The following is a 21,804-nucleotide window of genomic DNA, read 5'->3' as shown; positions in this document are numbered from 1 at the left end:
TTTCATGAGGGATTTATACGTTACTCGTATCTAGTTTCTTGAAGAGCAGCTTGTGTTTCATGTAAGTGTCTTAAATATTCTTTAGCGTGGTGAAGCTGTTTTTTTTCATCTTCTGTTAATCCTACACCTACGTTATGTACCGATTGTTGAGCCGTTTCGAGCCATAACTTTGCTGTTTGAAAACAGGATGGTGTTTGATTTGCTTGTGCTTCAATCATGGCCTCATCGGCACGTTTTACATGGTGGAGTGCCTCTTGAACCTTAGGGCTTAACTGATGATCCATCTATATATTCTCCTATTCACATTATGATTTTTGGTCTTATAAGGATTTTTTACGAATAAGATGAAGACAGGCATGAGTTGTCCATCTTATACGTGGAGGTCTTCAATGTTTTTAAAATACGTACTGCTAGGTTTATCTCTTGCTGCTCCGATCGGACCGGTTAATGCTGCTCAGATGGACCGCGGAATCAAATATGGTTTTTGGCAAGCTTGGATGGTCGGATTAGGTGCCACTGTTGCAGACGCACTGTATATGTTTATGGTTTACATGGGGCTTGTTAGCTACATTAATACACCTTTTATCAAAACATTTCTTTGGCTTTTTGGCAGTTTTGTTCTTCTTTATACGGGAATTGAGACGTTTAAAAGAGCCACACCGGAAAAAAAGAGCAGTCAACACGATTACACCGTACATAACAGCAGAAGTTTTATGGCGGGTTTTCTTATGTCACTTACCAATCCTCTTACTATCTTATTTTGGTTAGGAATATACGGTTCTATACTCGCAGAAACAGCAACGAAATATACGTTAGAAAATCTACTTCTCTATAGTGCTGCCATATTTTCAGGCATTCTCTTATGGGATTTCACAATGGCCATCGTATCAAGCAGCTTTCGTAAGATGCTGGCAGACCGCATTTTAGAATGGATCTCGAAGTTATCAGGATTATCATTGATGGGATTCGGTTTTTATTTTGGTTATAGGGGTATCTCGTTTCTTTTATCATAAAAACAGCTTTTAGCATTTTAAAAGCTGTTTTTTTCATTAGTTAATGAATATTCAACCGCTTAAGATAAACAATAATACCTGTAAAGCAGGAGGGTATTATTGTGAAGAAAACCAATTGTAGTGCACCGGTTCAACCTAAACTAGATCAATCAGAAGCAAAAAACATGGCTTGGTGGCAGCTTTCTCTTGTTGGAGTAGGATGTACAATTGGAACAGGCTATTTTTTAGGGTCCACAATCGGAATTCAGCTGACCGGTCCTTCAATCGTCTTTTCCTTTTTATTGGCTGCTATGGGAACATACATCGTGTTTCACTTATTAGCCAAGATGACAGCATCAGATCCCCAGAAAGGATCTTTTTGCTATTATGCCAGTCATGCCTATGGAAGATGGGCGGGTTTTAGTTGTGGCTGGAACTATTGGGTTTCAAGTATTTTAATCATGGGCAGCCAGCTTACTGCGCTCTCCATTCTCTCTCAATTTTGGTTGCCGCATGTTCCACTTTGGATCTTTGCAGCTTTTTATGCCGTATTAGCTATTATTGTGGTATTAGCGGGAACAAAGAAATTTGATCAAGTTGAAAATTTATTGGCTGTCATAAAAGTAGCAGCTATTGTGATGTTCATTATTTTAGCGATAGCAGGACTTACCGGTTTTGTTGATGGAAAGAACTATGATCTTGATATACCGAATTCGTTCAACGGTTTTTTTACAGGAGGGCTCAAAGGTTTTTGGTCGTCCCTCATTTATGCGTTTTATGCATTTGGCGGAATAGAAGTGATCGGTATGATGGCAATGCAACTGAAAAAGACAGAAGATGCTTCAAAAGCAGGTACGATCATGCTTTTTATCCTTACCATTATCTACGTCCTATCAATGGGACTTGCCGTGACTACCGTAGCTTTAGAAACTTTTGATCACAAAGAAAGTCCGTTTGTTACGGCCATGGAAAGGTATCATTTAGGTTTCTTTCCACATGTATTTAATGGAGCGATCATTATAGCTGGATTCTCAGCGATGGCAGCAGCACTCTTTGGAGTTACGAACCTGTTAAGGACGCTTGCAGAAGATGGAGATGCTCCGAAAATCTTTGCGAAAACAGTGAAATTTAAAAAACTGCCGCTTCCCGCTATGGGTTTAGGAGCAGGGGGACTTTTAGCGAGTATCATCACAGCTCTTCTTCTCCCAGGTCGGATCTATGAGTACATTACAACAGCAGCAGGAATATTACTTTTATTCAACTGGTTATTTATCATACTGTCTTCACTGAAAATCTTAAAACAATCTATGTGGGTGAAGCTGATGTCAATCGTAGCAATCTTGTTAATAACTTTAGCCGTAACAGGTACCTGGTTTGAAGAAACCATCCGTCCAGGTCTATATGTTAGTCTCGGCATTTCTGTGCTCATAGGTATTGTTGCATTTATTATTCAAAGTAAGCGTAATTCTCAACAAAAAAATTTGGTTTAATTCTTTTACTGCTAAAACATAACTCTTGGGGAACACCTAAATACTCGAAGGATTATAAGTCTTTCTGCTCAAATTCAAAAAAATTGATCTGATTCGACATTCTCTTCGTTAGCTTAGTGCAAGACAAAAAATGACAAGAGTGTGATGAATCATGATGAAGAAATTGGCAAGTACAGGACTAACTTTTGGATTGCTATTAGGTGGAGTACTGCGGCCATTGCTCAAGATGACACCACCACTGTAGACCTTAGCACGAAGCTCGACGCTGCGATTGAAAATAATGAAACCGTTACTTCAGGTGATTTGCAGCTTGGGCAAAAGCAAATCACTAGGAGATGTCAGATCTTCAAGCGTGGGCAAAAGCAAAAGGAATGACAGAAACTGAGATTCAAGATTGGGCAGAAGATAATGGTTGGAGTGATGAGGACAGAGCTTCCTAAGACTTGAACTTAGATTCCAGCCTGGATCTAGATACCATTCTGGATGGTAATGACCATAACCAATGGGAAGAAGATAAACATGATGACGAAGGAATCTTAGATGGTATCCTTGGTGATCTATTATAAAATAAAGAATAGAAAAAACCGTTCCCAATGGGAGCGGTTTTTTCACGACCAGAAAGTATACCTCGTTGCCTTTTTGAAATTTTTTTCATAGCAGCAAGTATAAGACGATTGCATAAGTACACCTAAGCTCCTATATCAACCAGTACAAATGAAGTTTCGAATTTGTGAGAATCCGTATCTTACACGCTGGCGGCGACCGCCGACCCAGATATAGCCGGTTACACTGTTTTGGCGAATGGCTACTGGGAAGAACCAAAAGTCACGGCCAAACTGACCTGGACTACGAAGACCTAAAAGGCCCCAGTTTCCTAAACAGTTGCACAATCTAGCGCGAATTTGTGGCGGTTGGAAAGTTTGTGTGAAAAAAGGTTGTGGAATCTGGCTTTGTGCAAATTGTTGGGGCGGTGGTGAAAATGGACCTGCTTCATCTTCTTGCATCTGACGCTCCGTATAATTTGATTCGTCAAGGGAGTACTGATGTTGATGATTATATGGATGATTGTTCATGGGATTATTGTTCATAAAGGCTTTTCCTCCTTCCGCAAAACAGTTTGTTCGATATATGAATATGATAGCCACTCCTTTATAGTAGCTTGTTCGTTGTACATAATAGTAAAATCATAAAGAAATGGGCGAAATGCTGGAGGTTTAATGAATCATATGAGAGCAATGATAATCGAACGCTATGGGAAGGACGTAACACTCCAAGAAACGGAAGTGGATAAACCCGAATTAGAAGAGCAGGATCTTTTAGTCCGAATACACGCTGCAAGTATTAATCCAATTGATTTTAAAATAAGAGATGGAAAAGTAAAGATGTTGTTATCCTACAAAATGCCATTAATTCTTGGAAATGATTTTTCAGGAACCGTTGAACAGGTAGGAAGTAAAGTGACTAAGTTTCAACCTGGAGACAAAGTGTTTGGAAGACCAAGAAAAAGCCGGATCGGAACATTTGCTGAATATATCTCTATACATGAAGATGATGTGGCTATCGCACCAAGTAACATTTCTTTAGTAGAAAGTGCTTCTCTTCCTTTGGTCGGATTAACTACTTGGCAAGCTTTTCATGATGTTATTTCTTTGAAAGAAGGACAGAAGATATTAATCCATGCCGGTGCGGGAGGGGTAGGTACGTTTGCCATCCAACTTGCCAAAGCAATGGGAGCTTATGTAGCTACTACAGCGAGTGATAAAGGATACGACCTTGTAAAATCTTTAGGAGCTGACGAAATCATCAATTACAAAGAACAAGATTTTGAGAAGGTTCTTAAAGGGTATGATGCCGTTTTTGATACGTTAGGTGGCGTTTCTTTAAAGAAGTCATTTGAAGTTTTAAAACCAGGTGGGAGGATCGTTTCTGTCTCAGCCGTTCCCAACAAAGCATTTGCAGAGGAAAATAACTTGGGGTTCTTCAAAAAAGTGATCTTTTCTATTGTGAGTAGCAAGTTAACAAAGCTAGAAAAAAAACATAACGTTCACTACCATTTCCTATTTATGAAGCCGAGCGGAGAACAGTTGAACAGGATTGCTGAATTGGTAGAAAAAGAAGACATATTACCCGTGATCGATAAAGTCTTTCCATTGATAGATGCACAAAAAGCAATCGAGTATGTAGAAACGGGAAGAGCGAAAGGAAAAGTAATCATTCAAGTGGAATCACCTCTGATTGCAAATGTTTAAAGGAACTCGTCCTTACTCTGTGGAAGTTAGTTAAACACAGAAAAATACAAGAAGTAGGATGATTTCAGATGATTAGATATCCAATTTTAAAAGAAAAAGCATCGATCGGAGTAACAGCTCCTTCATCAGGTGTTCAATCCGCTCTTCATGACATGTTCAAACAGGCCTGTCTACGAATGGAGAAGAGAGGTTATGAAATAACTTGTGGTGAGACGGTTTGGACGCAGAATAAGGCGAAGTCTGCACCAGCAAGAACACGCGCTGTTGAATTTAATGAGATGGTTAGAGATCCAAAGATAGATGTAATCATCCCTCCTTGGGGTGGTGAGCTATTAATCGAAATGTTAGAACATGTTGACTTCACGAATTTGCCGAACAAGTGGATTCTAGGTTATTCAGACACAAGTACTCTCTTACTTGCCATCACTTTGAAGACTGGAATTGCTACCGCACATGGAACCAATTTCGTCGATTTAAGAGGAGAGTACTCTGATGAAACAACAGCGATGTGGGATAAAGTTCTCTCAATAAGAGAAGGAGATACCATTCTTCAGAAGTCTTCTGGAAAATTTCAAAAAGAATGGAAACACGATGCACCATCACCTTATGTGTTTCATCTCACTGACGATACTGAGTGGAAAACGATTTCTGGTAAAAGCGAAAAGATTTCCGGGCGTCTGCTAGGCGGTTGTATTGATACGATTCGTCATCTGATCGGAACACCTTATGGGGACGTCGCACATTTTAATCAACAGACGATTAATGGTGAACCAATTTTATGGTACTTAGAAAACTGTGAAATGAACACTACGGATCTAAGAAGATCACTGGTTCAAATGAAGTTAGCAGGTTGGTTTGAAAATTGTTCCGGAATTCTGTTTGGCCGAAGCTCTGCAAATGAACCAGTTAATGATTACACAGTGGAAGACGTTTATAGAGAAATGGCTGAGGAATTGAATATTCCAGTCATCTACGATGTGGATTGTGGACATGTACCACCTCAGATCACATTTGTTAATGGGGCTTATGCTGAAGTTGAAGTCGATAGAGGCAAAGGGACGATTTTACAGTATTTTCGTTAATATTAATACCTTATATTTTTTAAGAAATCAGAAGTTGTCCCCTTACTGAAGGGGACAGCTTTTTTTCTGGCGAACAGGGCTAAACGCTAAATTGTAAATTTTTCAAAAATATGGTTTAAGCTTAAACCTTAAGTGGTACATAACCTATACAAACGCATTACATTTATTGTGCATCCGTTTGTATACCATTTGTGAGGAGAGATGAAATGAAAAAGTTTTTTGGGTCTGCACTTGCCGCGGTTATGATGTTTGCTATGATGGCAACGGGGGTTTTTGCTGAGTCTAATGATGCAATGGTTCGTATTGTACATGCTTCGCCTGATGCACCTGCAGTAGATGTTTATGTCGATGGAAAACCAGTAGTCGAGGGTGCGGAGTTTAAGGCAGCAACAGATTACATGCCATTGCCAGCTGGCGAACACAAAGTGGAAATCTTTGCAGCGGGTACTAAAGATAATGCTGTAATCTCACAAAATTTAACCGTTGAAGCAGGTAAAGCTTATACAGTAGCTGCAGCAAACATGCTAGAAATGATTGAGTTAGTAGTAGCAGAAGACTCCATGCAAGCAACTGAAGGAAAAGCGAAAGTTCGTATCGGTCATCTTTCTCCTGATGCACCGACTGTAGATGTCGGATTGATCGGTGGAGACGCTCTGTTTAGCGGTGCAACATTTAAAGCATTCACGGATTATAAAGAACTCGATCCAAATACGTATGATTTAGAGATTCGTACTCCTGACGGTAAGCAAGTGTTGGACCTTTCTGGAACAAAGCTCGAAGCAAATATGGTGTACAGCGTTTATGCGATCAATACTGCCGATAAAATCGAAGTACTTGTATTGCAAGACTCAATGGTTATGCCATCTGAAATGCCTAAAACAGGTATGGGTGGAGCATCTGAAGATTCATCAGCAAACTATACAGCTGGAATTATCACAGTAGCTGCATTGGGTGCACTAACGTTTATCCTATACCGCAAACGTACAGCACAATAAAAATGAGTAAACATCTATTATTATTTACAACTATATTCCTGCTGAGCAGCTGCTCAGCAGGAAATAACTATGAAAATGACAAAATACAAAAATACAGTCAGAATAAGATTCAAGTTTCATCTCAAGAAGAAACAGATACAAACTCAGCTCATCAAACGGATTCTACGAAGAAAATGAATAAAGATGATGAAAGAAGTAATCTTCCCGTTGAGACTCCACCCAGTGGTATTGTCCCAACCAAAATTGAAATCCCTGCTTTAAAAGTTAACGCTTCTGTAGATAAACAGGGACTAAACAAAAAAGGACAAATGGAAGTGCCAAATAACGGAGAAGATGTTGGTTGGTATAAGTTGGGTGCTAAGCCGGGAGCAAATGGGAATGCTGTCATCGCTGGTCACGTTGATGATTATAGGGGACCTGCTGTCTTTTTTTATTTAAAAAACTTGAAAGCAGGAGACCTCATTCATGTTTATGGAGAAGAAAATGAAAAAGTTTCTTTTCTAGTGGAAAAGGTCGTTGCCTATAAAAAGGACGAAGCACCTCTGCGTGTGATATTTGGACCTAGTCAGGAGCCTAGGTTGAATCTTATCACTTGTACAGGTGTATATAATAGGAAAAACAATGAACATGAGAAACGGTTGGTCGTTTATGCAAAACGAATCAAACTATAAAAAGAGCAGAGACCATCTACTGAAGATGATTCTGCTCTTTTTTTAACTATAACATCTGTTTAACGATCATTTTCTAAATCAATCTCCATTCAACATACCGAACACGCCCTTAGCAATGCTACCTTCATCACTAGATCCGCCACGGTGAGGAGCTGCCGCAAATACACGACTTGCTAAGCGGCTGAACGGAAGCGACTGAATCCAAACGGTTCCTGGACCTCTTAATGTGGCAAAGAATAAGCCTTCACCACCAAATAGTGCTGTTTTTACACCTTTTACCATCTCGATATTATAATCAACACCACTCGTCATCGCGACTAAACATCCTGTATCTACACGCAGTACTTCGCCAGGTGCCAATTCTCTTTTATGAATGGTTCCACCTGCATGAACGAATGCCATTCCATCGCCTTCAAGCTTCTGCATGATAAAGCCTTCACCACCGAAGAAGCCTGCTCCAACTTTACGTTGAAATTCTATGCCAACAGAAACCCCTTTTGCAGCGGCTAAAAACGCATCTTTTTGGCAGATTACTTTACCACCAAGTTCACTTAAGTCCATCGGAATGATTTTTCCAGGATAAGGAGAGGCGAATGAAACATGTTTCTTACCACGCTCTTCATTCGTAAATGTTGTCATGAATAGACTTTCACCTGTCAGAACGCGTTTACCTGCATTAAAGAGTTTACCCATTAACCCGCTTCCACCTGCTGAACCTGAACCATCTCCGAATATTGTCTCCATCTCAATGCCGTCTTCCATCATCATTAAAGCACCAGCTTCAGCAATCACGGTTTCTTTCGGATCTAATTCTACTTCAACAAACTGCATGTCATCGCCGTAAATTTTATAATCGATCTCGTGGTTATTCATTCGTAGTTCCCCCAATAGTAATTATTCGTGAAAGTGCTGTTTCATTAACCCACATTAAAATACGCATCACAATTATATTAAGTTTCAAAGGTTTAGAAATTTTTTACCGTTCTGCAGAAGTCCACAGGATCAAGCGATAAATAAGATAAACACCAAGATAAGAGCCTGCGACTAAAAAGAACGGATTTAATAAGACTCCATGGATGTTTGTCATGAAAACGGTGCTGTCTTTAATAGTTTGCTGAATTGCGTTCGCTACCAGATTACCAAATATAAGCGCGGCCATAACAGCAATTATATTAAATAGTAGAAGACTTTTGGGCCAAATCGTTTGAAGCCAAAACATGCAAACTGGGAATAACAGGCTCGCGACAAATATCAATAGTTTCATAAAAAGATCACCTCCGTAACAGTTTGTACAACATTAGAGGTGATTAAGCACAATCTTATTTGAGTAGTTTATTTAATATGCCTTTTTCAAGCCACTTCCAAGGCAAAACAGCTTTTAGAAACAAACTCAACGTTACGCCTTTTCCAATGGGATAACGTAGTTTAGGTGTTTTAGTTAAGGTTGCGACCTCCTTCACTAATTTCGCCACATCAAGCGGTTCACCATGCGTTCCTTTACTGCCTTCGATATTCTTTAATAAGGCATCCATATAAAAGTGATAAGGAGATTCGGAGTTAACAGTCATGTTGTCGATTGAAGACCAGATATTTGTCTGATAAGATCCAGGTTCAATAAGAACAACATCTATACCGAACGGCCGCAGTTCTAAACGCAAACTTTCACTGTACCCTTCCAATGCGTGCTTCGATGCTGTATAAGGTGAAAGACCTGGAAACCCAAACTTTCCAGAGATGCTGCTCATATTAATAATGCGTCCTCGCTTGTTTTTACGCATGAAAGGAAGAACGGTTTGCGTAATCGCCATAACACCAAACACATTTGTTTCAAACTGAAGACGATATTCATCGATTGAAAGTTCTTCCGAAAAACCGCCAAGTGCAAACCCTGCATTATTTACTAAAACATCAATGCTAGGAAACTCTTTGATGAAGTCTTTAAAAGTATGAATAGACTCTTTTGATGTCACGTCCAGAGCATGAAGATGAATGTGGTCACTTACTTTGCTTTCGTCTGCCAAATTTAATAGAGTTTCTGCACGACCGATATTTCGCATCGTACTTATTACGTAGAAACCGGCCTTGGCAAGTTCAATTGCACAATGCATACCAAAACCGCTAGAAGTGCCAGTCACAATGGCTGTTTTTCTGTTCATTTCATTCTCCTCATAAAAAAGTTCGTTAAGTTATGTACTAAACGTAAACGAACTTTTCCGAGCATTCAACTATTTATAAGGATTGTGGGGCTTCTTATCTCTATAGTTATAAATAACATAAACAAAGCTCGAGTATGATCCGACTGCAGCAACTCCATAGACGATTCCCATGACGATTCCAGTCCAAAGACTATGCGGATGCGCAATTAAAACAGATATGATTAAGCCCAGCAAACAGGCGGTCGTTGGTATACAAGCAGAGATGTAAGGAAAGAAGATCTTGAGGATTTCAATCATGATGATGATGGCGGGTATAGCAATCAATGCATCCCAAAAGTTAGTAAGAATGAACGGGAACTCCAAATAGATGCCTCCTTACCCTTATTTGCCCTTTATATACTCTATACAGAATACGGCTAATCTTTCCTTCTATTTGTCCACATTGCACAAAAATTTGCTTCCATCATTTTAGGCGTCATTATTTTTCAAATATTACAATGTGTAATTTATCATACATTCTGCTGAAAATTGTTAAACCGCTGTAATCCCCTTACAATGTCTTTGTCATGTCAGCCTGTTAGTATGGGACAGGTCAGATTAAATAAGAAAAAGAAAAGGGGATGTTACTTTGAAAAAAGCAGCAGCAGGATTAGCAATAGCAGGTGTCGTAGCGTTCAATCCGATTGTGGGTGAAGCCGCTCTTGGAGATCAAACGCTGAAACCTGGGACGCAGCATTCAGATGTACAAGACCTCCAACAAACATTAGACAAAAAAGGATATTTTTCATATAGCAAAACAACCGATTTTTATGGTGATTATACAACAGAGGCAGTAAAGAAATTCCAAGCTGATAAAGGAATCACAGTGGATGGGATCGCAGGTGATGAAACATTTAAATCGTTAGGAATTGATGCCTCAGAAAGTAATTCTTCAATCGTTGAAGTGGCTAAGAAATATGAAGGAACACCTTATCAGTGGGGTGGAGAATCACCAGACGGATTTGATTGCAGTGGATACTTACAATATATCTTTGATGAAGCAGAAAATGTTGAATTACCTCGAACAGTCGATGACATTTATGCACAAGGGACAAAAGTTGATTCACCAGCAGTTGGCGATATCGTATTCTTTAATCTAGAGGGAGACGGTCCGAGCCATGCTGGAGTCTATATCGGAAACGACCAATTCGTACATGCTTCGTCTTCAAAAGGGGTAACAACAGCTGAACTTAACAGCTCTTACTGGTCAGAAAACTACATTGGAGCTAAAAGTTACGAATAAAACGACACAAAAAAAACACCTCAATTTTTTGAGGTGTTTTTTTTGTGCTTCTGTTTACTCGTCTTCTTCAACCTCACCAGAACGATTTGTTTGCTGAGGAAGTGTATCCCAGAAACTAGCATCCGTGGTGTTGATTGAACCATCTGAAATGGCACGAACCGCAGCATCTAATGTTATAACGGTCTGTTTAATCAAATAGCCATTGCTCTTTTGTCCAAGAGCATAGTCTTCTCTATAATGGTCAGACATTCCACGCATTTCAAATAGAAGGGTAGAAATGTCATAACGAACAGCAGCACCATTGCGTCCGATGTTTTCACCAGAACCACCATCGTATTTTCCGATATGTCCCCATCCAGTATGATGAATGGCGTTAAATACAACAGCACCTAATCGTTTAGATTTTTCAACGACTTCTGGCTTCACTTTTGCATTAGTAGGATAAAGCATAGATCCTGAAACAAGTTGACCATCCGTTTCGCTTAGCGTTCCTTGGTGATGTAAATCTATCATATAATCAATGTTATATTTAGCGAACACATTTTCATGCAGTACACGTGCTTCAGGCTCCATTTCACTTGTAGGCTTATCATGTTCGCGGTTCAAGTCAACCTCATTCGCATTATAACGAGTAAGGTGGCGGTCACCATCAGCTAAGTAATCTTCAAGAGAAAAGTTTACATCGCCCATCGCGCCATCAGCATTAAGCATCGGTATGACTAAAACATTTACATTGTTCAACAAACCTTTTGTTTTATTCGTGCCGAGATGTTTCATGAACTCCAAAGCACCTTCTGTCGTAAGTTGCTCGTTACCATGTTGTTGAGTTAAAAAAAGAATGGTGGGATTACTTGGATTAGATATGTACTTGGCCATATAGATATCTCGCCCTTTTACCGTTTGACCAATCACTTCAAGCTTCATTGCATCTTGTTTAGCATCAAGTGTCTTTAAGGTATCAACAAGTTCTTCGTATGTATGTAGTATTGAAGTTTGTATAGAACCATTTCCTGTACCTGGTCCATTTCCAACAGCTTGTGCGGGTGAAGAAGCTGCATTTAAAACACTAAAAGCCATTAAGCCAGTCAACGTAACTGAAAGAACTTTTCTTTTTACTTTCAAAGTAATACCTCCATAGTTTGAATTTTCAAAAAGAATTATATATACGTTCAGTTTACAGCATGCTGGATTGGAAATTAATAGGGGATACTACCTATCATAAAGAATATGAATGGGGATATAGTTGTGGGATATTAGAGGTGCTGAAGGTAATAAGTAGGATATGGTACATGATCATACAAAAAAGGAGAGATTGTTTATCTCCCCGTAACTTGTTCCTTATTCCTATGTCTCTGGATGGGTTGGACTTTTTGTTTTTCTTGGCGGATTCCGCCGAACTTAAACACGAGGACCCCACCGATAATGACGAGGACTCCTAAAAGCTGTTGAGAGGTAAACGGAATTTTCTCTAGACCGAATAACCCGAGTGAATCCCACATGAGAGCCGAGCCGAGCTGTGACGTCAGAACGATAGAGATTGCGAATGTTGGACCGAGCAGTTTTGTGCCTTGAACTAAACAAACAACAACACCGACCCCGATCAATCCGCTGAACCAAAACCATGTCTCCATGTTCTTCAGCACGAACAATTCTTTCCCTTCAAAAACAACACCCAGTGTCATTGACGCTAGAAAGCCCAATCCCAGAACAAGGGCTGTAGTGGACCATGTTCCTGCATGGTCATTGACTCGTGTATTAAATATATTTTGCAGACCCACAAGTACGCCTGCCATTATCGTAAAGAGTAAACCGATAAGCATATTGAACGCTCCTTTTATTTTTCGTAAATATTTCGATGGTTGGCTAATTCACTTAAGCCTTCTCGATTCTTCACTTCTATAAAACCTTTATGGCGTTCCACAAGCCCTTGTTTAGAGAGTTGTTGGATGACACGGTTCAGGTGTCGATAACTTGTTCCGATTAAGTTTGCCGCATCTATAAGATGACTTGTGCTAAGTTTGCCACTATACAACGCATCTCCCTCATCAAAACAAACCGACAGAAGATAGCTCGCGAAACGCACTTCAACCGGATATAGAAGATTAAAGCTTAAAGAACTTGATTTTACATAAAATTTCTTGGTGATCACGTTCAACAGAAATTTTAAGAGCGGGGTGTGATCGCTCGCAAACTTTTTTAACCAGCGGTGATGAATCCCGATCATATGTACTTCAGAAACCGCCTCAACGGTATTGATAAAGTCCGTTCCTTGCACATATTCAATATCTCCGACAACATCAAGAGGTGTTTTAAATGAAAGAATGAGTGTCCTGCCTTCAGGTGAAGTGTTGAAGATCTTAAGTTTTCCTTTTACTAACAAGTATAGATGGTTATACGGATCACCTTGTGTACAGATCAATTCACCATGATCATAGCTGTATAAAGTTAGATGTGGTAGAAGTTCATCATTTAGTATAGGTTTGATTTCAAAGGTTTTTAAATAGTGCTGAAGCAGCTCAGAATCGTGAATTTCTCTCATTCTTCAATCACCTCATCTCATTCTTCTTTAAAATTTCAAAATGACAACTCCTGCGATCATCATCGCGATCCCAATAAATTGTGGAACTTTCATCTCTTTCTTCATAACACCAAACCAGCCTTTGCCATCGATCAAAAATGTAATCGCTAGCTGCGAAATTAAGATTACGGCAATTGTCAGCGTTACCCCTATAGAGTGGATTCCGTAAATATTGCCATAGATTACGACTGCAGCAAATGATCCACCTGTTAGATAGATTGGTGGCACTTTCTTAAATTGTTTCCATTTTTGATCTTTAACGATCACTACGATTAGAATGGCTGCGATAAAACCAGTCAATTGAGTAATCGTTGCTGCCTGCCATGAACCTATATTCTGACTGATGCGTGCGTTCGCCACTCCTTGCAAAGTGATAAAAGCCCCGGCCAAAAAAGCAAATATGATTCCTTTCATGTCATCACTTCCCAATTAAAAATTCTATAACCATTAAAGAATAGAAGTGGATCTATTGGGAAGGACATATGTCCTAAAACTTTAAAATGTATGTTACACACATGATAATTACATGATGAAATGTTCCTTTTCCTTTCCACTTTTACATATTTCGTTTAAAATAAAAAGCTGCACGACAATCTCTATGAAAGAGGTAAGATTATGAAACGATTAAAAAGTTTAACAAATAAAAATAAAAACAACGAACAATCAGCAGAATTTAAGAACCGTGAGAGTTGGTTAAAGATAATTATCATTGGTGCTTTCGCTTTATTGATTTTTTATAAGATTGCAACAGCGCCATTCGTATTCCGCTTTTCAGACTTTATCTCGGTATTCAGCTCGTTGTTTGCTATATCGATTTCACTTATTTATTTTAACAAAGTCAGCAAGTTAGAAAAGATGATCGAATCATTTACATCCAAAGAGCGAGTGAATCAAACGTATGAGACAACACCAGCGGTTGCTGTTGTAGAAGAAGAGCCAGATCAAAAGCAATTGGAACTTTTTGAAGAGAAAGAAGAAAGAATACTTGTATCTGAAGAGGTAGAAGAAGCAACTGAGGAAAACGAGGAAGAAATAGAAGAAGAGAAAGAAGAAGAGAAAGAAGAAGTCATAGATGAAGAAGAAATGTGGAAAACTCAGCGTATAAAGGAAGAAGAACTAGCAAAAATCGAGATGGATAAGACACAAATCTATAACGAACTGTTCTCTCGTGCGCAGTTAAGCAAAGAAGAGATGACATATTTTAACGAGAAGATCAGAGAGAAAGAAACAGAAAGCTTCAACACGAAACAAGAATTGAATCAATTTAAAGATCGCATTCAAAATGTGTTTAAGAAAACACCGCAATTTTTCCAAAAAAGAGATTCTCGAATTGAAGGAATCGTTCGTATGATGAATCCTGTCACGCTCAAAAACGCATCTCTTGAAGACCTAAACCAACGTATGGATCAAGTGATCGACGTCATTCCAGAAGAAACACTCAACTCCTTAATAAGAGACGGATTGTTAGATGACACATATCACCTGACACGCTCTGGTTATCGAGAATTCATGCATGTAAGCAAAACCTTTCAATAAAATATAAAATAAAAATGGTGTGCCTTTGGATAAGGGCACACCATTTTGTATACATGTAAGCTTTAGACGGACAGAAGTTACCATTTGTTCTTCCTGAACGGAACATAAGAAATAAGAATAAATAATTTCACGGTAATGCCAATTATTTTCACGGTAATCAACAATAATTTCACGGTAATCAACAATATATTCACGGATAAAATAATTTAAACGATTTTCGACAAAACTATCTATTCTTCAAGCCACCATATTTCTCAAACCATTATTTTGCAAAGAGATGGTTGCCGATTTTCGTAACAGAGGCTCTTGAGAAAATCCACGAGTCTGTTGCAAGTTCAGGGTTGTAATAATAAATAGATCCATACGTAGGGTCCCAACCTTTCATCGCATCAAGCACTGCACGATAAGCATAGCTGGAAGGCTGTAAATGATATTGTCCATCATGCACGGCTGTAAATGCGTTCGTTTGATGAATAACACCACTTACATTGTTGGGGAATGCAGGATCTTCTAGACGATTTAATATGACAGCCGCAACGGAAACTTTACCTATATAGGATTCGCCGCGCGCTTCACCATGAACGACACGAGCCATCTGTTCTACGTCTTGTAACATTAAAAAAGTAGCAGGACCCGCAACACCGTCTGCAGAAAGATTTGTTTCATACTGAAAGTTAGTAACGGCTCTCTCTGTAATTGGGCCATAATATCCTGTCACGGGTCCATAGAATAAACCAAGTGCTTTCAGTTTTTCTTGCAGCATAGATACCTCATAACCTTGACTTCCTGCAGTTAATAGTCCATGAGCTTGCACTTTTGTTGGAACGAATAGAAAAGTTACAACAACGAACAAGAGTACCAACTTGCTAAATAGATTTCTCATCGTATAACTCCCTCCCTATTGATTTCTATATATTATCAATAAAGGATGATTTAAACATGAAGCACATTCTCTATTTTTTAGTATGTAGACATACACCTCAAAAGTAGGGACTTATGACAATTCCTGTTACAAAATGACTAACTCGTTATCCGTTGCGTTTCATTGTAGAACGTAAGGGTATACAAATGGATTGGATAAGGTTCTTCCTTACAAAAATAAAACCCATTTAACACGTGTTAAACGGATGGAATCATTTACAATGAGAAGTATCAGGAAAAAAACCTGGATACTTGCTGTAGAGTTCTTTGTATTCATTTGGATATTGCATGCTGAGAAAATGGATATAACAGAGGATTCTATGGTTTTGGATGTATCGCCTGTTCTTAAAATTTAGTTGGTATTCCTCTCCGATAGGGAGGTTTAAAAGAGGCTTATTCTTAAAGAAAAGAGGAGTCATGCAATTTGAGATGGCATCGTGTACATTGACAACGCGAATGCTGTTCTTTACTTCCTCATAGAACTTTTTCGTAAAATCTTCATTAGCGATAGGTAAACTTGCAAAACTATAGAGAATAGGATTATGAAAATGTGTGTTCACAGCTGCATCTAATGTAAAGAGTGCAGCAAGACTGCCGCCAAGGCTATGACCTGTTACAAGGAGTTTTTTTTCATTAGAATAGAGCTGTCTGATATCAGCCAGAAGGGCATCTCGAAACGTACTGTAAATTTTAGTGATCCCACGGTGAGTTAACCCGCTATTTGAAACATAACTATAGGGAATTTGAGCAACATCGAGATAGGAACTTACATTATCCATGGTTTTCGTTCCCCTAAAAGCGACTACTAGGAAATCTTCTGACTCAGCAATAAAACCAAATGTCTCTCCTGACTCTGTGATGATTTCATGTTTCATCTCGTAATGCTTTGGTAATTCTATCGTACAAAATTCGTGAACGATATAAGCTTTGTAAGACATCACTGCTAAGAACAGAGCCATTTCTGCATCAAATACAAATAACTCTTTTATTTTTTTCATACACATCACATCCTTCATCCGATTTAATAGTATATGAGAGAAGGGGTGGACAAGTATAGACGTGTACACTGAGAGAACTAACTATTTTTCTTGGAAGATGTATTTTATTGTTTATTGAGCTGGAAGATGGATACATACTAGTTGAGTGTACGAATCCAAGAGGGAGAGGAGCTCCATGATGACCAAGATTGTACTTAGTTTCATATTTGCGATTGGATTTGCTCTTGTTCATTTAAGCTCAAAGTACTTGAGTTATATAAAAGAATCTCTTCAAAGTAAGTTTTTATCATTTGCGGGAGGAGTAGCGGTTTCTTATGTTTTCCTTCATCTTCTACCTGATTTGAGCCACTATCAACAAAAGGTAGGAGAAAGACTTGATCATGGAATCGGTCAATACTTAGAAGACCATATCTATTTAATTGCGGTGCTCGGTCTTGCTCTTTTTTATGGACTAGAGAGGTTGGTTAAGAATTCTAAGAAGAAACAAGGCGGACAATCAAACTCTGAAGATGTTGCTGTTTCTTCTGGTGTTTTCTGGGTACATATGGCATCATTCTTTTTTTACAATGCCGTTATTGGTTATTTGCTCATCAGAGAAGAGTACGAGACGAAATGGGGAATGTTTTTCTTCTTTTTGGCATTGAGCATTCACTTTGTCGCTAATGATCACGGCCTCAGGAAGGATCACAAACAAAAATATGACAAGTATGGACGAGTGCTGCTTACAGTTGCGATTTTAATTGGTTGGGGTATCGGGGCGATCACGGTAGTTCATGAACTGATCGTATCTATACTAGTTGCACTGTTAGCAGGAGGAATCATATTAAACGTTCTAAAAGAAGAACTGCCAGACGATCAGGAAAGCAGTTTTATAGCGTTTATTGCAGGTTTAGCTGGCTTTTCAGTACTTATGATGTTGGTATGAATTATTAGTCGTTCATTTTTTGAAAAAGCTCGTTTAAAGTTGCAAAGAGTAGCTTTTCTTTTGATGTTAATGGTGACAGCGATGTAGAAATGATTTCGTTTTTTTTAATCAACAACCTGTTAATTTCTTGAAATCCGGTCTCAGTCAATGATACATATACTTTTCTTCGATCTGTTTCTGTATATTGCCGATGCACCATTTCTTTTTTTGAAAGCCGATCAATAATAATAGAAGTTGAAGCTGGGGTAATATCTATTTTTTCAGCCAATTCTGTAACGGTTTGTGTATGGTTTTCAAGTAGATAGATCATGGTTTCAATTTGAAGATAATTTAGTTTTTCATCATGAAGAAATGACTCTTTAAAGTTTTTTACATATTTGATCAGTTCATCTATCTCATAGTTGTCGTTGTTAGTCATTATCATTCTCCTAAGTATTAAAGTAAAAGAAAAGACGACACTTCTTATTAAGTGCCGTCTCATTAAAATTGGTTTATTATCTATATCATTCTTCTTCACATTGTTTACTCATGTGCTTACTGTAACATAGGTGAATGCGTTGTTCAATTTGAAATAAATGGATACTCACTCTGAAAAGTTGTAACTAACGAACATTGGAGGACTTAGTTTCTCCATTTTTGTATTTTAAAAGAAGTAAGGAGATGCCAATCCCAATTAAGGTTAATAGGAGAGTCACTCCATAAATCGCATGAACCCCAGAAGCGATTATTTCTTGAAGTTGACCCAATTGGCTACTTGGAAGTTCACCACCATGTTCAAAAGAAGCATTGAGGTCAAGATTCTGTCCGGCTCTTTCAGCTTTAGAAATCGTGATTAAGTTAAAAATGGTACCGAACACAGCTGATCCGAGTGTTTGGCTGAATGTGTTGGTAAACGTATTGGATGCCACCGCTACTCCGCGTTTATTTGATGGTACAGAAGCTTGGATGATCAGCATGTATATCGGTGTGATTAGTCCCATCCCAAGTCCTAGAATACCCGATGCCACATAGATTAAGTAGGTTGGAGAATGAGCATCCAACAGATAGAAAAGGAGGGAGGCTGCACTTACGACGCTAATCCCAAGAGTAATAATCCAATTGTCCTTTAACCGTCCGACTAAATTCCCCGCAACGAGTGAACCTAGTGTCCACATTACTGGAAGTGGCATTAGGACAAAACCAGCTTGTGTAGCAGTTTTCCCCATCACACCTTGGCTCCAGATCGGTAAATAGATTGTGATACAGATGACAACTGCACCAGAGATCAATGTGAGTGAGTTGACGATCAGCACGCTTTTATTAGTGAACAGGTTAAGAGGGATGAGTGGTTCAGGTGATCTTTTTTCAATATAAGCAAACAGTGTATAAAGCAGGATGGCCGTTAGGAATAGCCCAATAATGATGGGATTGCTCCAATCTTGAGTTTGGCTTCCTGTTAAAAGGGCATAAAGAAAGGCGATCGTACCAAGAGAAAACGTGACAGCACCCCAATAATCAATGTATGGTTTACCTTTTGTAAGATTTTCTTTGTAGTTCGCTGCGAGCATAAAGAAAGCAAGAAGTCCGAACGGAATATTCAAGAAAAATATATATCGCCAGGACAGCGTGTCAACAAGAAAGCCACCAGCTAGAGGTCCTAACACACCAGCAACGCCCCATACGGCCGAGATCCAACCTTGTGCTTTCGCTCTTTCTTTTGCTTCAGCATACAGATCCCCGATAATTGTCATCGTGATCGGCATAACTGCACCAGCACCAAGACCTTGAATCGCACGATAGAAAATAAGTTGTTCCATAGTCATGGCAATTCCACAAAGAGCAGATCCGATTAAAAAAAGAACGATGCCCGCAAGAATTACCTTTTTCCGGCCGAATAAATCAGCCAGCTTTCCGTAGATCGGTGTCGAAACCGCCGTTGCAAGCATATACACCGCGTATACCCAACTAACAAGTTCAATGCCAGAAAGATCACTTGTTATACGCGGAATGGCAGTACTCACAATCGTACCTTCCATTGCAGCCAGAACAGTAACAAGCAATAAAGCGGTCATAATTTGTTTTCTCATATCGGTCCTCCTTGGCATAAAAATATATCAAAATCATAAGTAGTTTACTTAGTTAAATGATTAGTAAAAAAAGAGTATAACCAAGAAATTAGTTTATCATGTCATTGGAGGATTAGCCATCTTGAGGTATTGCTGGAAGGGGATGGATTAGGCACGGAGCTGTAATTGGACAGATTATTTCAGACATTGGACAGATAATCCTCTAGAACGGACAGATTATCGTCTAGATTGGACAGATTACAGATAACGAGTGTAATCGGGACGAATTATGACTGAAGACGGTAAACGGCTAATCGAGTTTGTTATACTTTTTAATAGGTGATGCTAATGTTTTTAAGAAGAATTAAGCTGTTGCGTGATGAAATTAAATCGTTTAAAGAATATCCATTCTCCATTCCTGCAATCAGCAAACTGGATGAGATACATCTCGAAAAGAACGTGACTTTTTTTGTGGGCGAGAATGGAACAGGGAAATCGACTCTGTTAGAAGGGATCGCGGACAAGTGTGACTTTCATACAGCGGGCGGTGGTCGCAACAATATGTATGACGTGTATGCTTCAGAATCAGAGCTAGGAAATTATATTCGGCTTTCGTGGTTGCCTAAAGTATCAAACGGGTTCTTTTTACGCGCAGAATCGTTCTACAGCTTTGCCACTCATCTTGAAGAAGTAGACGATACAGGATTCCGTGATTATGGAGGGCGGTCCCTTCACAAACAATCTCATGGTGAATCCTTTCTGTCTCTTTTTTTGAATCGTTTTAAAGGGAAAGCGATCTACTTGCTAGATGAACCTGAGGCGGCTCTTTCACCTTCGAGACAGCTCACCTTCTTGAAGATTATTCATGGTCTAACCACTCAAGGTGATACGCAGTTTATCATTGTCACTCATTCTCCGATCTTATTAGGTTATCCGAATGCGGATATACTAAGTTTCAATGATGGAAAGATATCTACCATAGACTATGAATCCACAGATCATTTTCAAGTAACCAAGTACTTTTTAAATAATAGAGAGAAGATGATGAAAGAGCTTCTTAAAGACGATGATTAATATATTTTGAAAAAGATAGCAATAAAGCAAGGAGAACTAGCATTTATGTATCTAGTTCTCTATTTGTCGTTAATTCAAACGGATCATAGATCATTACAAAAGTAGAGAAGGGGATCTGATCACTCGTAATCTCTTCAACGAGTGAGAAGCCTAAGTGTTTATAGATTCTCACATTTTGCAGTGTTTCTGTTTGAAGCAAACAAAAGGTTCTTTTTTGGTTGGTTTCTGCAACAGCGGCACTCATCATAGTGGTCATGTGACCTTGATGTCGGTGGTGTGGGTCTACGCACACTGAATCGACCAACAGAAAGTTTTCATAGTTTTTCTTATAATAGTTAAGTTTGCTGTTGGATGGTTGTAAACGACTCGCTTTTCTCAAAAAATCTACCATAGATAGTTGTATGAAAACACCGGGCAGACGAAATGCGCATGATAGAGCAGCAAGTATTAATTTTCCTACCTTTGTTTTCTCTCCGTGCTGAGATACACAAAAAAGTCCTTCTACTTCATCAGACGTTACATACAGTGAGCCGTTGGATTGTAGAATTCGAAGGACCATTGGAAAGACGGAACGTAAAATTTTTCTTCTTTTATGCGGGATAGGAAAAAAATACACAAACATCGGATTATCAATAAACGAATTTGTTAGAACTTCAGTTGCTTTTTTGAAGTGTTTTTTTTGTAGTGTCTTTAAGTGATCATACATGAAGTAAACTCCCTCCGGTGATGAAACCCGATATGTCAGCTAGACAAGCATTAAAAGAAATGGTATTACTGGGAAAAAACCAACTTCTATGTTAAGTTATGTGA

26 protein-coding genes are annotated in these 21,804 nt (G+C 38.9%); 11 read left to right on the top strand and 15 right to left on the bottom strand.

The genetic code is table 11. The annotated features are described in order from the left end of the window. Window positions 1-20: 20 nt before the first annotated feature. Window positions 21-284, bottom strand: coding sequence for a hypothetical protein (locus ACFS5O_RS18485; protein ID WP_205725649.1), 264 nt, complete (start codon window positions 282-284; stop codon window positions 21-23). A gap of 105 nt (window positions 285-389) precedes the next feature. On the opposite strand from ACFS5O_RS18485, the gene ACFS5O_RS18480 reads away from it, so the two are divergent. The 3 genes from ACFS5O_RS18480 (at window position 390) to ACFS5O_RS18470 (ending at window position 3,048) form a co-directional block, all read left to right on the top strand. Further along, a complete protein-coding gene (locus ACFS5O_RS18480; RefSeq protein ID WP_318300168.1) occupies window positions 390-1,013 on the top strand; it encodes a LysE family translocator in 624 nt (207 codons plus the stop codon). A 164-nt stretch (window positions 1,014-1,177) separates the two neighbouring features. Further along, the gene (locus tag ACFS5O_RS18475) at window positions 1,178-2,482 is read left to right on the top strand and encodes an amino acid permease (protein ID WP_205727223.1); all 1,305 of its coding nucleotides are present in this window, start codon (window positions 1,178-1,180) and stop codon (window positions 2,480-2,482) included. A gap of 443 nt (window positions 2,483-2,925) precedes the next feature. Then, window positions 2,926-3,048 carry a hypothetical protein gene (locus tag ACFS5O_RS18470; protein WP_318300169.1) on the top strand — a complete coding sequence of 41 codons (123 nt, stop codon included), beginning with the start codon at window positions 2,926-2,928 and terminating at the stop codon, window positions 3,046-3,048. Between the two features lie 135 nt (window positions 3,049-3,183). Here ACFS5O_RS18470 and ACFS5O_RS18465 read toward each other — a convergent pair whose 3' ends face one another. After that, window positions 3,184-3,570, bottom strand: a complete 387-nt coding sequence (locus ACFS5O_RS18465; RefSeq protein ID WP_318300170.1) for a hypothetical protein — start codon at window positions 3,568-3,570, stop codon at window positions 3,184-3,186. A gap of 138 nt (window positions 3,571-3,708) precedes the next feature. Between ACFS5O_RS18465 and ACFS5O_RS18460 the strand changes: the two genes are divergently transcribed. From ACFS5O_RS18460 to ACFS5O_RS18445, 4 genes are all read left to right on the top strand, one after another. Continuing rightward, window positions 3,709-4,731 carry an NADP-dependent oxidoreductase gene (locus ACFS5O_RS18460; RefSeq protein ID WP_205725650.1) on the top strand — a complete coding sequence of 341 codons (1,023 nt, stop codon included), beginning with the start codon at window positions 3,709-3,711 and terminating at the stop codon, window positions 4,729-4,731. Window positions 4,732-4,799: 68 nt separating this feature from the next. Beyond that, window positions 4,800-5,813: a S66 family peptidase gene (locus ACFS5O_RS18455; protein WP_205725651.1), complete on the top strand. Its 1,014-nt coding sequence runs from the start codon at window positions 4,800-4,802 to the stop codon at window positions 5,811-5,813. 206 nt (window positions 5,814-6,019) lie between these two features. After that, complete coding sequence (locus ACFS5O_RS18450) at window positions 6,020-6,808, top strand: DUF4397 domain-containing protein (protein ID WP_205725652.1); 789 nt, start codon at window positions 6,020-6,022, stop codon at window positions 6,806-6,808. A gap of 2 nt (window positions 6,809-6,810) precedes the next feature. Then, window positions 6,811-7,479, top strand: coding sequence for a class F sortase (locus ACFS5O_RS18445; protein WP_205725653.1), 669 nt, complete (start codon window positions 6,811-6,813; stop codon window positions 7,477-7,479). A 78-nt stretch (window positions 7,480-7,557) separates the two neighbouring features. On the opposite strand, the gene ACFS5O_RS18440 is transcribed toward ACFS5O_RS18445, so the two are convergent. From ACFS5O_RS18440 to ACFS5O_RS18425, 4 genes are all read right to left on the bottom strand, one after another. Continuing rightward, entirely contained in the window at window positions 7,558-8,352 is a 795-nt protein-coding gene (locus ACFS5O_RS18440) for a TIGR00266 family protein (protein WP_205725654.1), read from the bottom strand. Between the two features lie 103 nt (window positions 8,353-8,455). Then, entirely contained in the window at window positions 8,456-8,743 is a 288-nt protein-coding gene (locus tag ACFS5O_RS18435; RefSeq protein ID WP_205725655.1) for a transposase, read from the bottom strand. A gap of 55 nt (window positions 8,744-8,798) precedes the next feature. After that, complete coding sequence (locus ACFS5O_RS18430) at window positions 8,799-9,635, bottom strand: oxidoreductase (RefSeq protein WP_205725656.1); 837 nt, start codon at window positions 9,633-9,635, stop codon at window positions 8,799-8,801. Window positions 9,636-9,704: 69 nt separating this feature from the next. After that, entirely contained in the window at window positions 9,705-9,998 is a 294-nt protein-coding gene (locus ACFS5O_RS18425) for a hypothetical protein (protein WP_205725657.1), read from the bottom strand. Window positions 9,999-10,263: 265 nt separating this feature from the next. Here ACFS5O_RS18425 and ACFS5O_RS18420 point away from each other — a divergent pair, with 265 nt between their 5' ends. Continuing rightward, complete coding sequence (locus ACFS5O_RS18420; RefSeq protein WP_205725658.1) at window positions 10,264-10,917, top strand: C40 family peptidase; 654 nt, start codon at window positions 10,264-10,266, stop codon at window positions 10,915-10,917. Window positions 10,918-10,971: 54 nt separating this feature from the next. On the opposite strand, the gene ACFS5O_RS18415 is transcribed toward ACFS5O_RS18420, so the two are convergent. The 4 genes from ACFS5O_RS18415 to ACFS5O_RS18400 all read right to left on the bottom strand — a co-directional run bounded on the left by ACFS5O_RS18415 (window position 10,972) and on the right by ACFS5O_RS18400 (window position 13,909). Then, window positions 10,972-11,994, bottom strand: coding sequence for a M14 family zinc carboxypeptidase (locus ACFS5O_RS18415; RefSeq protein ID WP_205727224.1), 1,023 nt, complete (start codon window positions 11,992-11,994; stop codon window positions 10,972-10,974). 239 nt (window positions 11,995-12,233) lie between these two features. Next, window positions 12,234-12,737, bottom strand: coding sequence for a DMT family transporter (locus ACFS5O_RS18410; RefSeq protein WP_205725659.1), 504 nt, complete (start codon window positions 12,735-12,737; stop codon window positions 12,234-12,236). A 14-nt stretch (window positions 12,738-12,751) separates the two neighbouring features. Then, entirely contained in the window at window positions 12,752-13,456 is a 705-nt protein-coding gene (locus tag ACFS5O_RS18405; RefSeq protein ID WP_205725660.1) for a Crp/Fnr family transcriptional regulator, read from the bottom strand. A 27-nt stretch (window positions 13,457-13,483) separates the two neighbouring features. Continuing rightward, a complete protein-coding gene (locus tag ACFS5O_RS18400) occupies window positions 13,484-13,909 on the bottom strand; it encodes a DMT family transporter (RefSeq protein WP_153238943.1) in 426 nt (141 codons plus the stop codon). Window positions 13,910-14,110: 201 nt separating this feature from the next. Between ACFS5O_RS18400 and ACFS5O_RS18395 the strand changes: the two genes are divergently transcribed. Further along, window positions 14,111-15,031: a hypothetical protein gene (locus ACFS5O_RS18395; RefSeq protein WP_205725661.1), complete on the top strand. Its 921-nt coding sequence runs from the start codon at window positions 14,111-14,113 to the stop codon at window positions 15,029-15,031. Between the two features lie 262 nt (window positions 15,032-15,293). On the opposite strand, the gene ACFS5O_RS18390 is transcribed toward ACFS5O_RS18395, so the two are convergent. Together ACFS5O_RS18390 and ACFS5O_RS18385 are read right to left on the bottom strand one after the other, a co-directional pair. Continuing rightward, window positions 15,294-15,914, bottom strand: coding sequence for a cell wall hydrolase (locus tag ACFS5O_RS18390; RefSeq protein ID WP_205725662.1), 621 nt, complete (start codon window positions 15,912-15,914; stop codon window positions 15,294-15,296). A 250-nt stretch (window positions 15,915-16,164) separates the two neighbouring features. Further along, window positions 16,165-16,950 (bottom strand): lipase family protein, encoded by a 786-nt coding sequence (locus tag ACFS5O_RS18385; RefSeq protein WP_205725663.1) that lies wholly within the window; start codon window positions 16,948-16,950, stop codon window positions 16,165-16,167. A 175-nt stretch (window positions 16,951-17,125) separates the two neighbouring features. On the opposite strand from ACFS5O_RS18385, the gene ACFS5O_RS18380 reads away from it, so the two are divergent. Continuing rightward, complete coding sequence (locus ACFS5O_RS18380; RefSeq protein ID WP_318300172.1) at window positions 17,126-17,875, top strand: ZIP family metal transporter; 750 nt, start codon at window positions 17,126-17,128, stop codon at window positions 17,873-17,875. A gap of 4 nt (window positions 17,876-17,879) precedes the next feature. On the opposite strand, the gene ACFS5O_RS18375 is transcribed toward ACFS5O_RS18380, so the two are convergent. Next, window positions 17,880-18,293, bottom strand: coding sequence for a MarR family winged helix-turn-helix transcriptional regulator (locus tag ACFS5O_RS18375; protein WP_205725664.1), 414 nt, complete (start codon window positions 18,291-18,293; stop codon window positions 17,880-17,882). 184 nt (window positions 18,294-18,477) lie between these two features. Further along, window positions 18,478-19,941, bottom strand: coding sequence for an MDR family MFS transporter (locus tag ACFS5O_RS18370; RefSeq protein ID WP_205725665.1), 1,464 nt, complete (start codon window positions 19,939-19,941; stop codon window positions 18,478-18,480). Window positions 19,942-20,268: 327 nt separating this feature from the next. Here ACFS5O_RS18370 and ACFS5O_RS18365 point away from each other — a divergent pair, with 327 nt between their 5' ends. Next, complete coding sequence (locus ACFS5O_RS18365) at window positions 20,269-20,994, top strand: AAA family ATPase (protein ID WP_205725666.1); 726 nt, start codon at window positions 20,269-20,271, stop codon at window positions 20,992-20,994. 43 nt (window positions 20,995-21,037) lie between these two features. Here the strand turns inward: ACFS5O_RS18365 and ACFS5O_RS18360 are convergent, their stop codons facing one another. Further along, complete coding sequence (locus ACFS5O_RS18360) at window positions 21,038-21,700, bottom strand: GNAT family N-acetyltransferase (RefSeq protein ID WP_205725667.1); 663 nt, start codon at window positions 21,698-21,700, stop codon at window positions 21,038-21,040. Window positions 21,701-21,804: the final 104 nt, after the last annotated feature.

The organism is Fictibacillus nanhaiensis, from assembly GCF_042686385.1.
In the GTDB taxonomy this organism is placed as follows: domain Bacteria; phylum Bacillota; class Bacilli; order Bacillales; family Fictibacillaceae; genus Fictibacillus; species Fictibacillus nanhaiensis.
The sequence above is the reverse complement of the archived record's forward strand: the minus strand, read 5'-3'. Positions and strand labels throughout refer to the sequence as shown.

What these genes read in the sequence shown, in the direction of transcription:
- ACFS5O_RS18360 (WP_205725667.1), bottom strand. Translation starts at nt 21,700, where the DNA reads ATGTATGATCACTTAAAGACACTACAAAAAAAACACTTCAAAAAAGCA.
- ACFS5O_RS18465 (WP_318300170.1), bottom strand. Translation starts at nt 3,570, where the DNA reads ATGAACAATAATCCCATGAACAATCATCCATATAATCATCAACATCAG.
- ACFS5O_RS18410 (WP_205725659.1), bottom strand. Translation starts at nt 12,737, where the DNA reads ATGCTTATCGGTTTACTCTTTACGATAATGGCAGGCGTACTTGTGGGT.
- ACFS5O_RS18445 (WP_205725653.1), top strand. Translation starts at nt 6,811, where the DNA reads ATGAGTAAACATCTATTATTATTTACAACTATATTCCTGCTGAGCAGC.
- ACFS5O_RS18370 (WP_205725665.1), bottom strand. Translation starts at nt 19,941, where the DNA reads ATGAGAAAACAAATTATGACCGCTTTATTGCTTGTTACTGTTCTGGCT.
- ACFS5O_RS18405 (WP_205725660.1), bottom strand. Translation starts at nt 13,456, where the DNA reads ATGAGAGAAATTCACGATTCTGAGCTGCTTCAGCACTATTTAAAAACC.
- ACFS5O_RS18385 (WP_205725663.1), bottom strand. Translation starts at nt 16,950, where the DNA reads ATGAAAAAAATAAAAGAGTTATTTGTATTTGATGCAGAAATGGCTCTG.
- ACFS5O_RS18390 (WP_205725662.1), bottom strand. Translation starts at nt 15,914, where the DNA reads ATGAGAAATCTATTTAGCAAGTTGGTACTCTTGTTCGTTGTTGTAACT.
- ACFS5O_RS18400 (WP_153238943.1), bottom strand. Translation starts at nt 13,909, where the DNA reads ATGAAAGGAATCATATTTGCTTTTTTGGCCGGGGCTTTTATCACTTTG.
- ACFS5O_RS18435 (WP_205725655.1), bottom strand. Translation starts at nt 8,743, where the DNA reads ATGAAACTATTGATATTTGTCGCGAGCCTGTTATTCCCAGTTTGCATG.
- ACFS5O_RS18375 (WP_205725664.1), bottom strand. Translation starts at nt 18,293, where the DNA reads ATGACTAACAACGACAACTATGAGATAGATGAACTGATCAAATATGTA.
- ACFS5O_RS18440 (WP_205725654.1), bottom strand. Translation starts at nt 8,352, where the DNA reads ATGAATAACCACGAGATCGATTATAAAATTTACGGCGATGACATGCAG.
- ACFS5O_RS18415 (WP_205727224.1), bottom strand. Translation starts at nt 11,994, where the DNA reads ATGGCTTTTAGTGTTTTAAATGCAGCTTCTTCACCCGCACAAGCTGTT.
- ACFS5O_RS18450 (WP_205725652.1), top strand. Translation starts at nt 6,020, where the DNA reads ATGAAAAAGTTTTTTGGGTCTGCACTTGCCGCGGTTATGATGTTTGCT.
- ACFS5O_RS18380 (WP_318300172.1), top strand. Translation starts at nt 17,126, where the DNA reads ATGATGACCAAGATTGTACTTAGTTTCATATTTGCGATTGGATTTGCT.
- ACFS5O_RS18365 (WP_205725666.1), top strand. Translation starts at nt 20,269, where the DNA reads ATGTTTTTAAGAAGAATTAAGCTGTTGCGTGATGAAATTAAATCGTTT.
- ACFS5O_RS18460 (WP_205725650.1), top strand. Translation starts at nt 3,709, where the DNA reads ATGAGAGCAATGATAATCGAACGCTATGGGAAGGACGTAACACTCCAA.
- ACFS5O_RS18395 (WP_205725661.1), top strand. Translation starts at nt 14,111, where the DNA reads ATGAAACGATTAAAAAGTTTAACAAATAAAAATAAAAACAACGAACAA.
- ACFS5O_RS18485 (WP_205725649.1), bottom strand. Translation starts at nt 284, where the DNA reads ATGGATCATCAGTTAAGCCCTAAGGTTCAAGAGGCACTCCACCATGTA.
- ACFS5O_RS18475 (WP_205727223.1), top strand. Translation starts at nt 1,178, where the DNA reads ATGGCTTGGTGGCAGCTTTCTCTTGTTGGAGTAGGATGTACAATTGGA.
- ACFS5O_RS18480 (WP_318300168.1), top strand. Translation starts at nt 390, where the DNA reads ATGTTTTTAAAATACGTACTGCTAGGTTTATCTCTTGCTGCTCCGATC.
- ACFS5O_RS18430 (WP_205725656.1), bottom strand. Translation starts at nt 9,635, where the DNA reads ATGAACAGAAAAACAGCCATTGTGACTGGCACTTCTAGCGGTTTTGGT.
- ACFS5O_RS18455 (WP_205725651.1), top strand. Translation starts at nt 4,800, where the DNA reads ATGATTAGATATCCAATTTTAAAAGAAAAAGCATCGATCGGAGTAACA.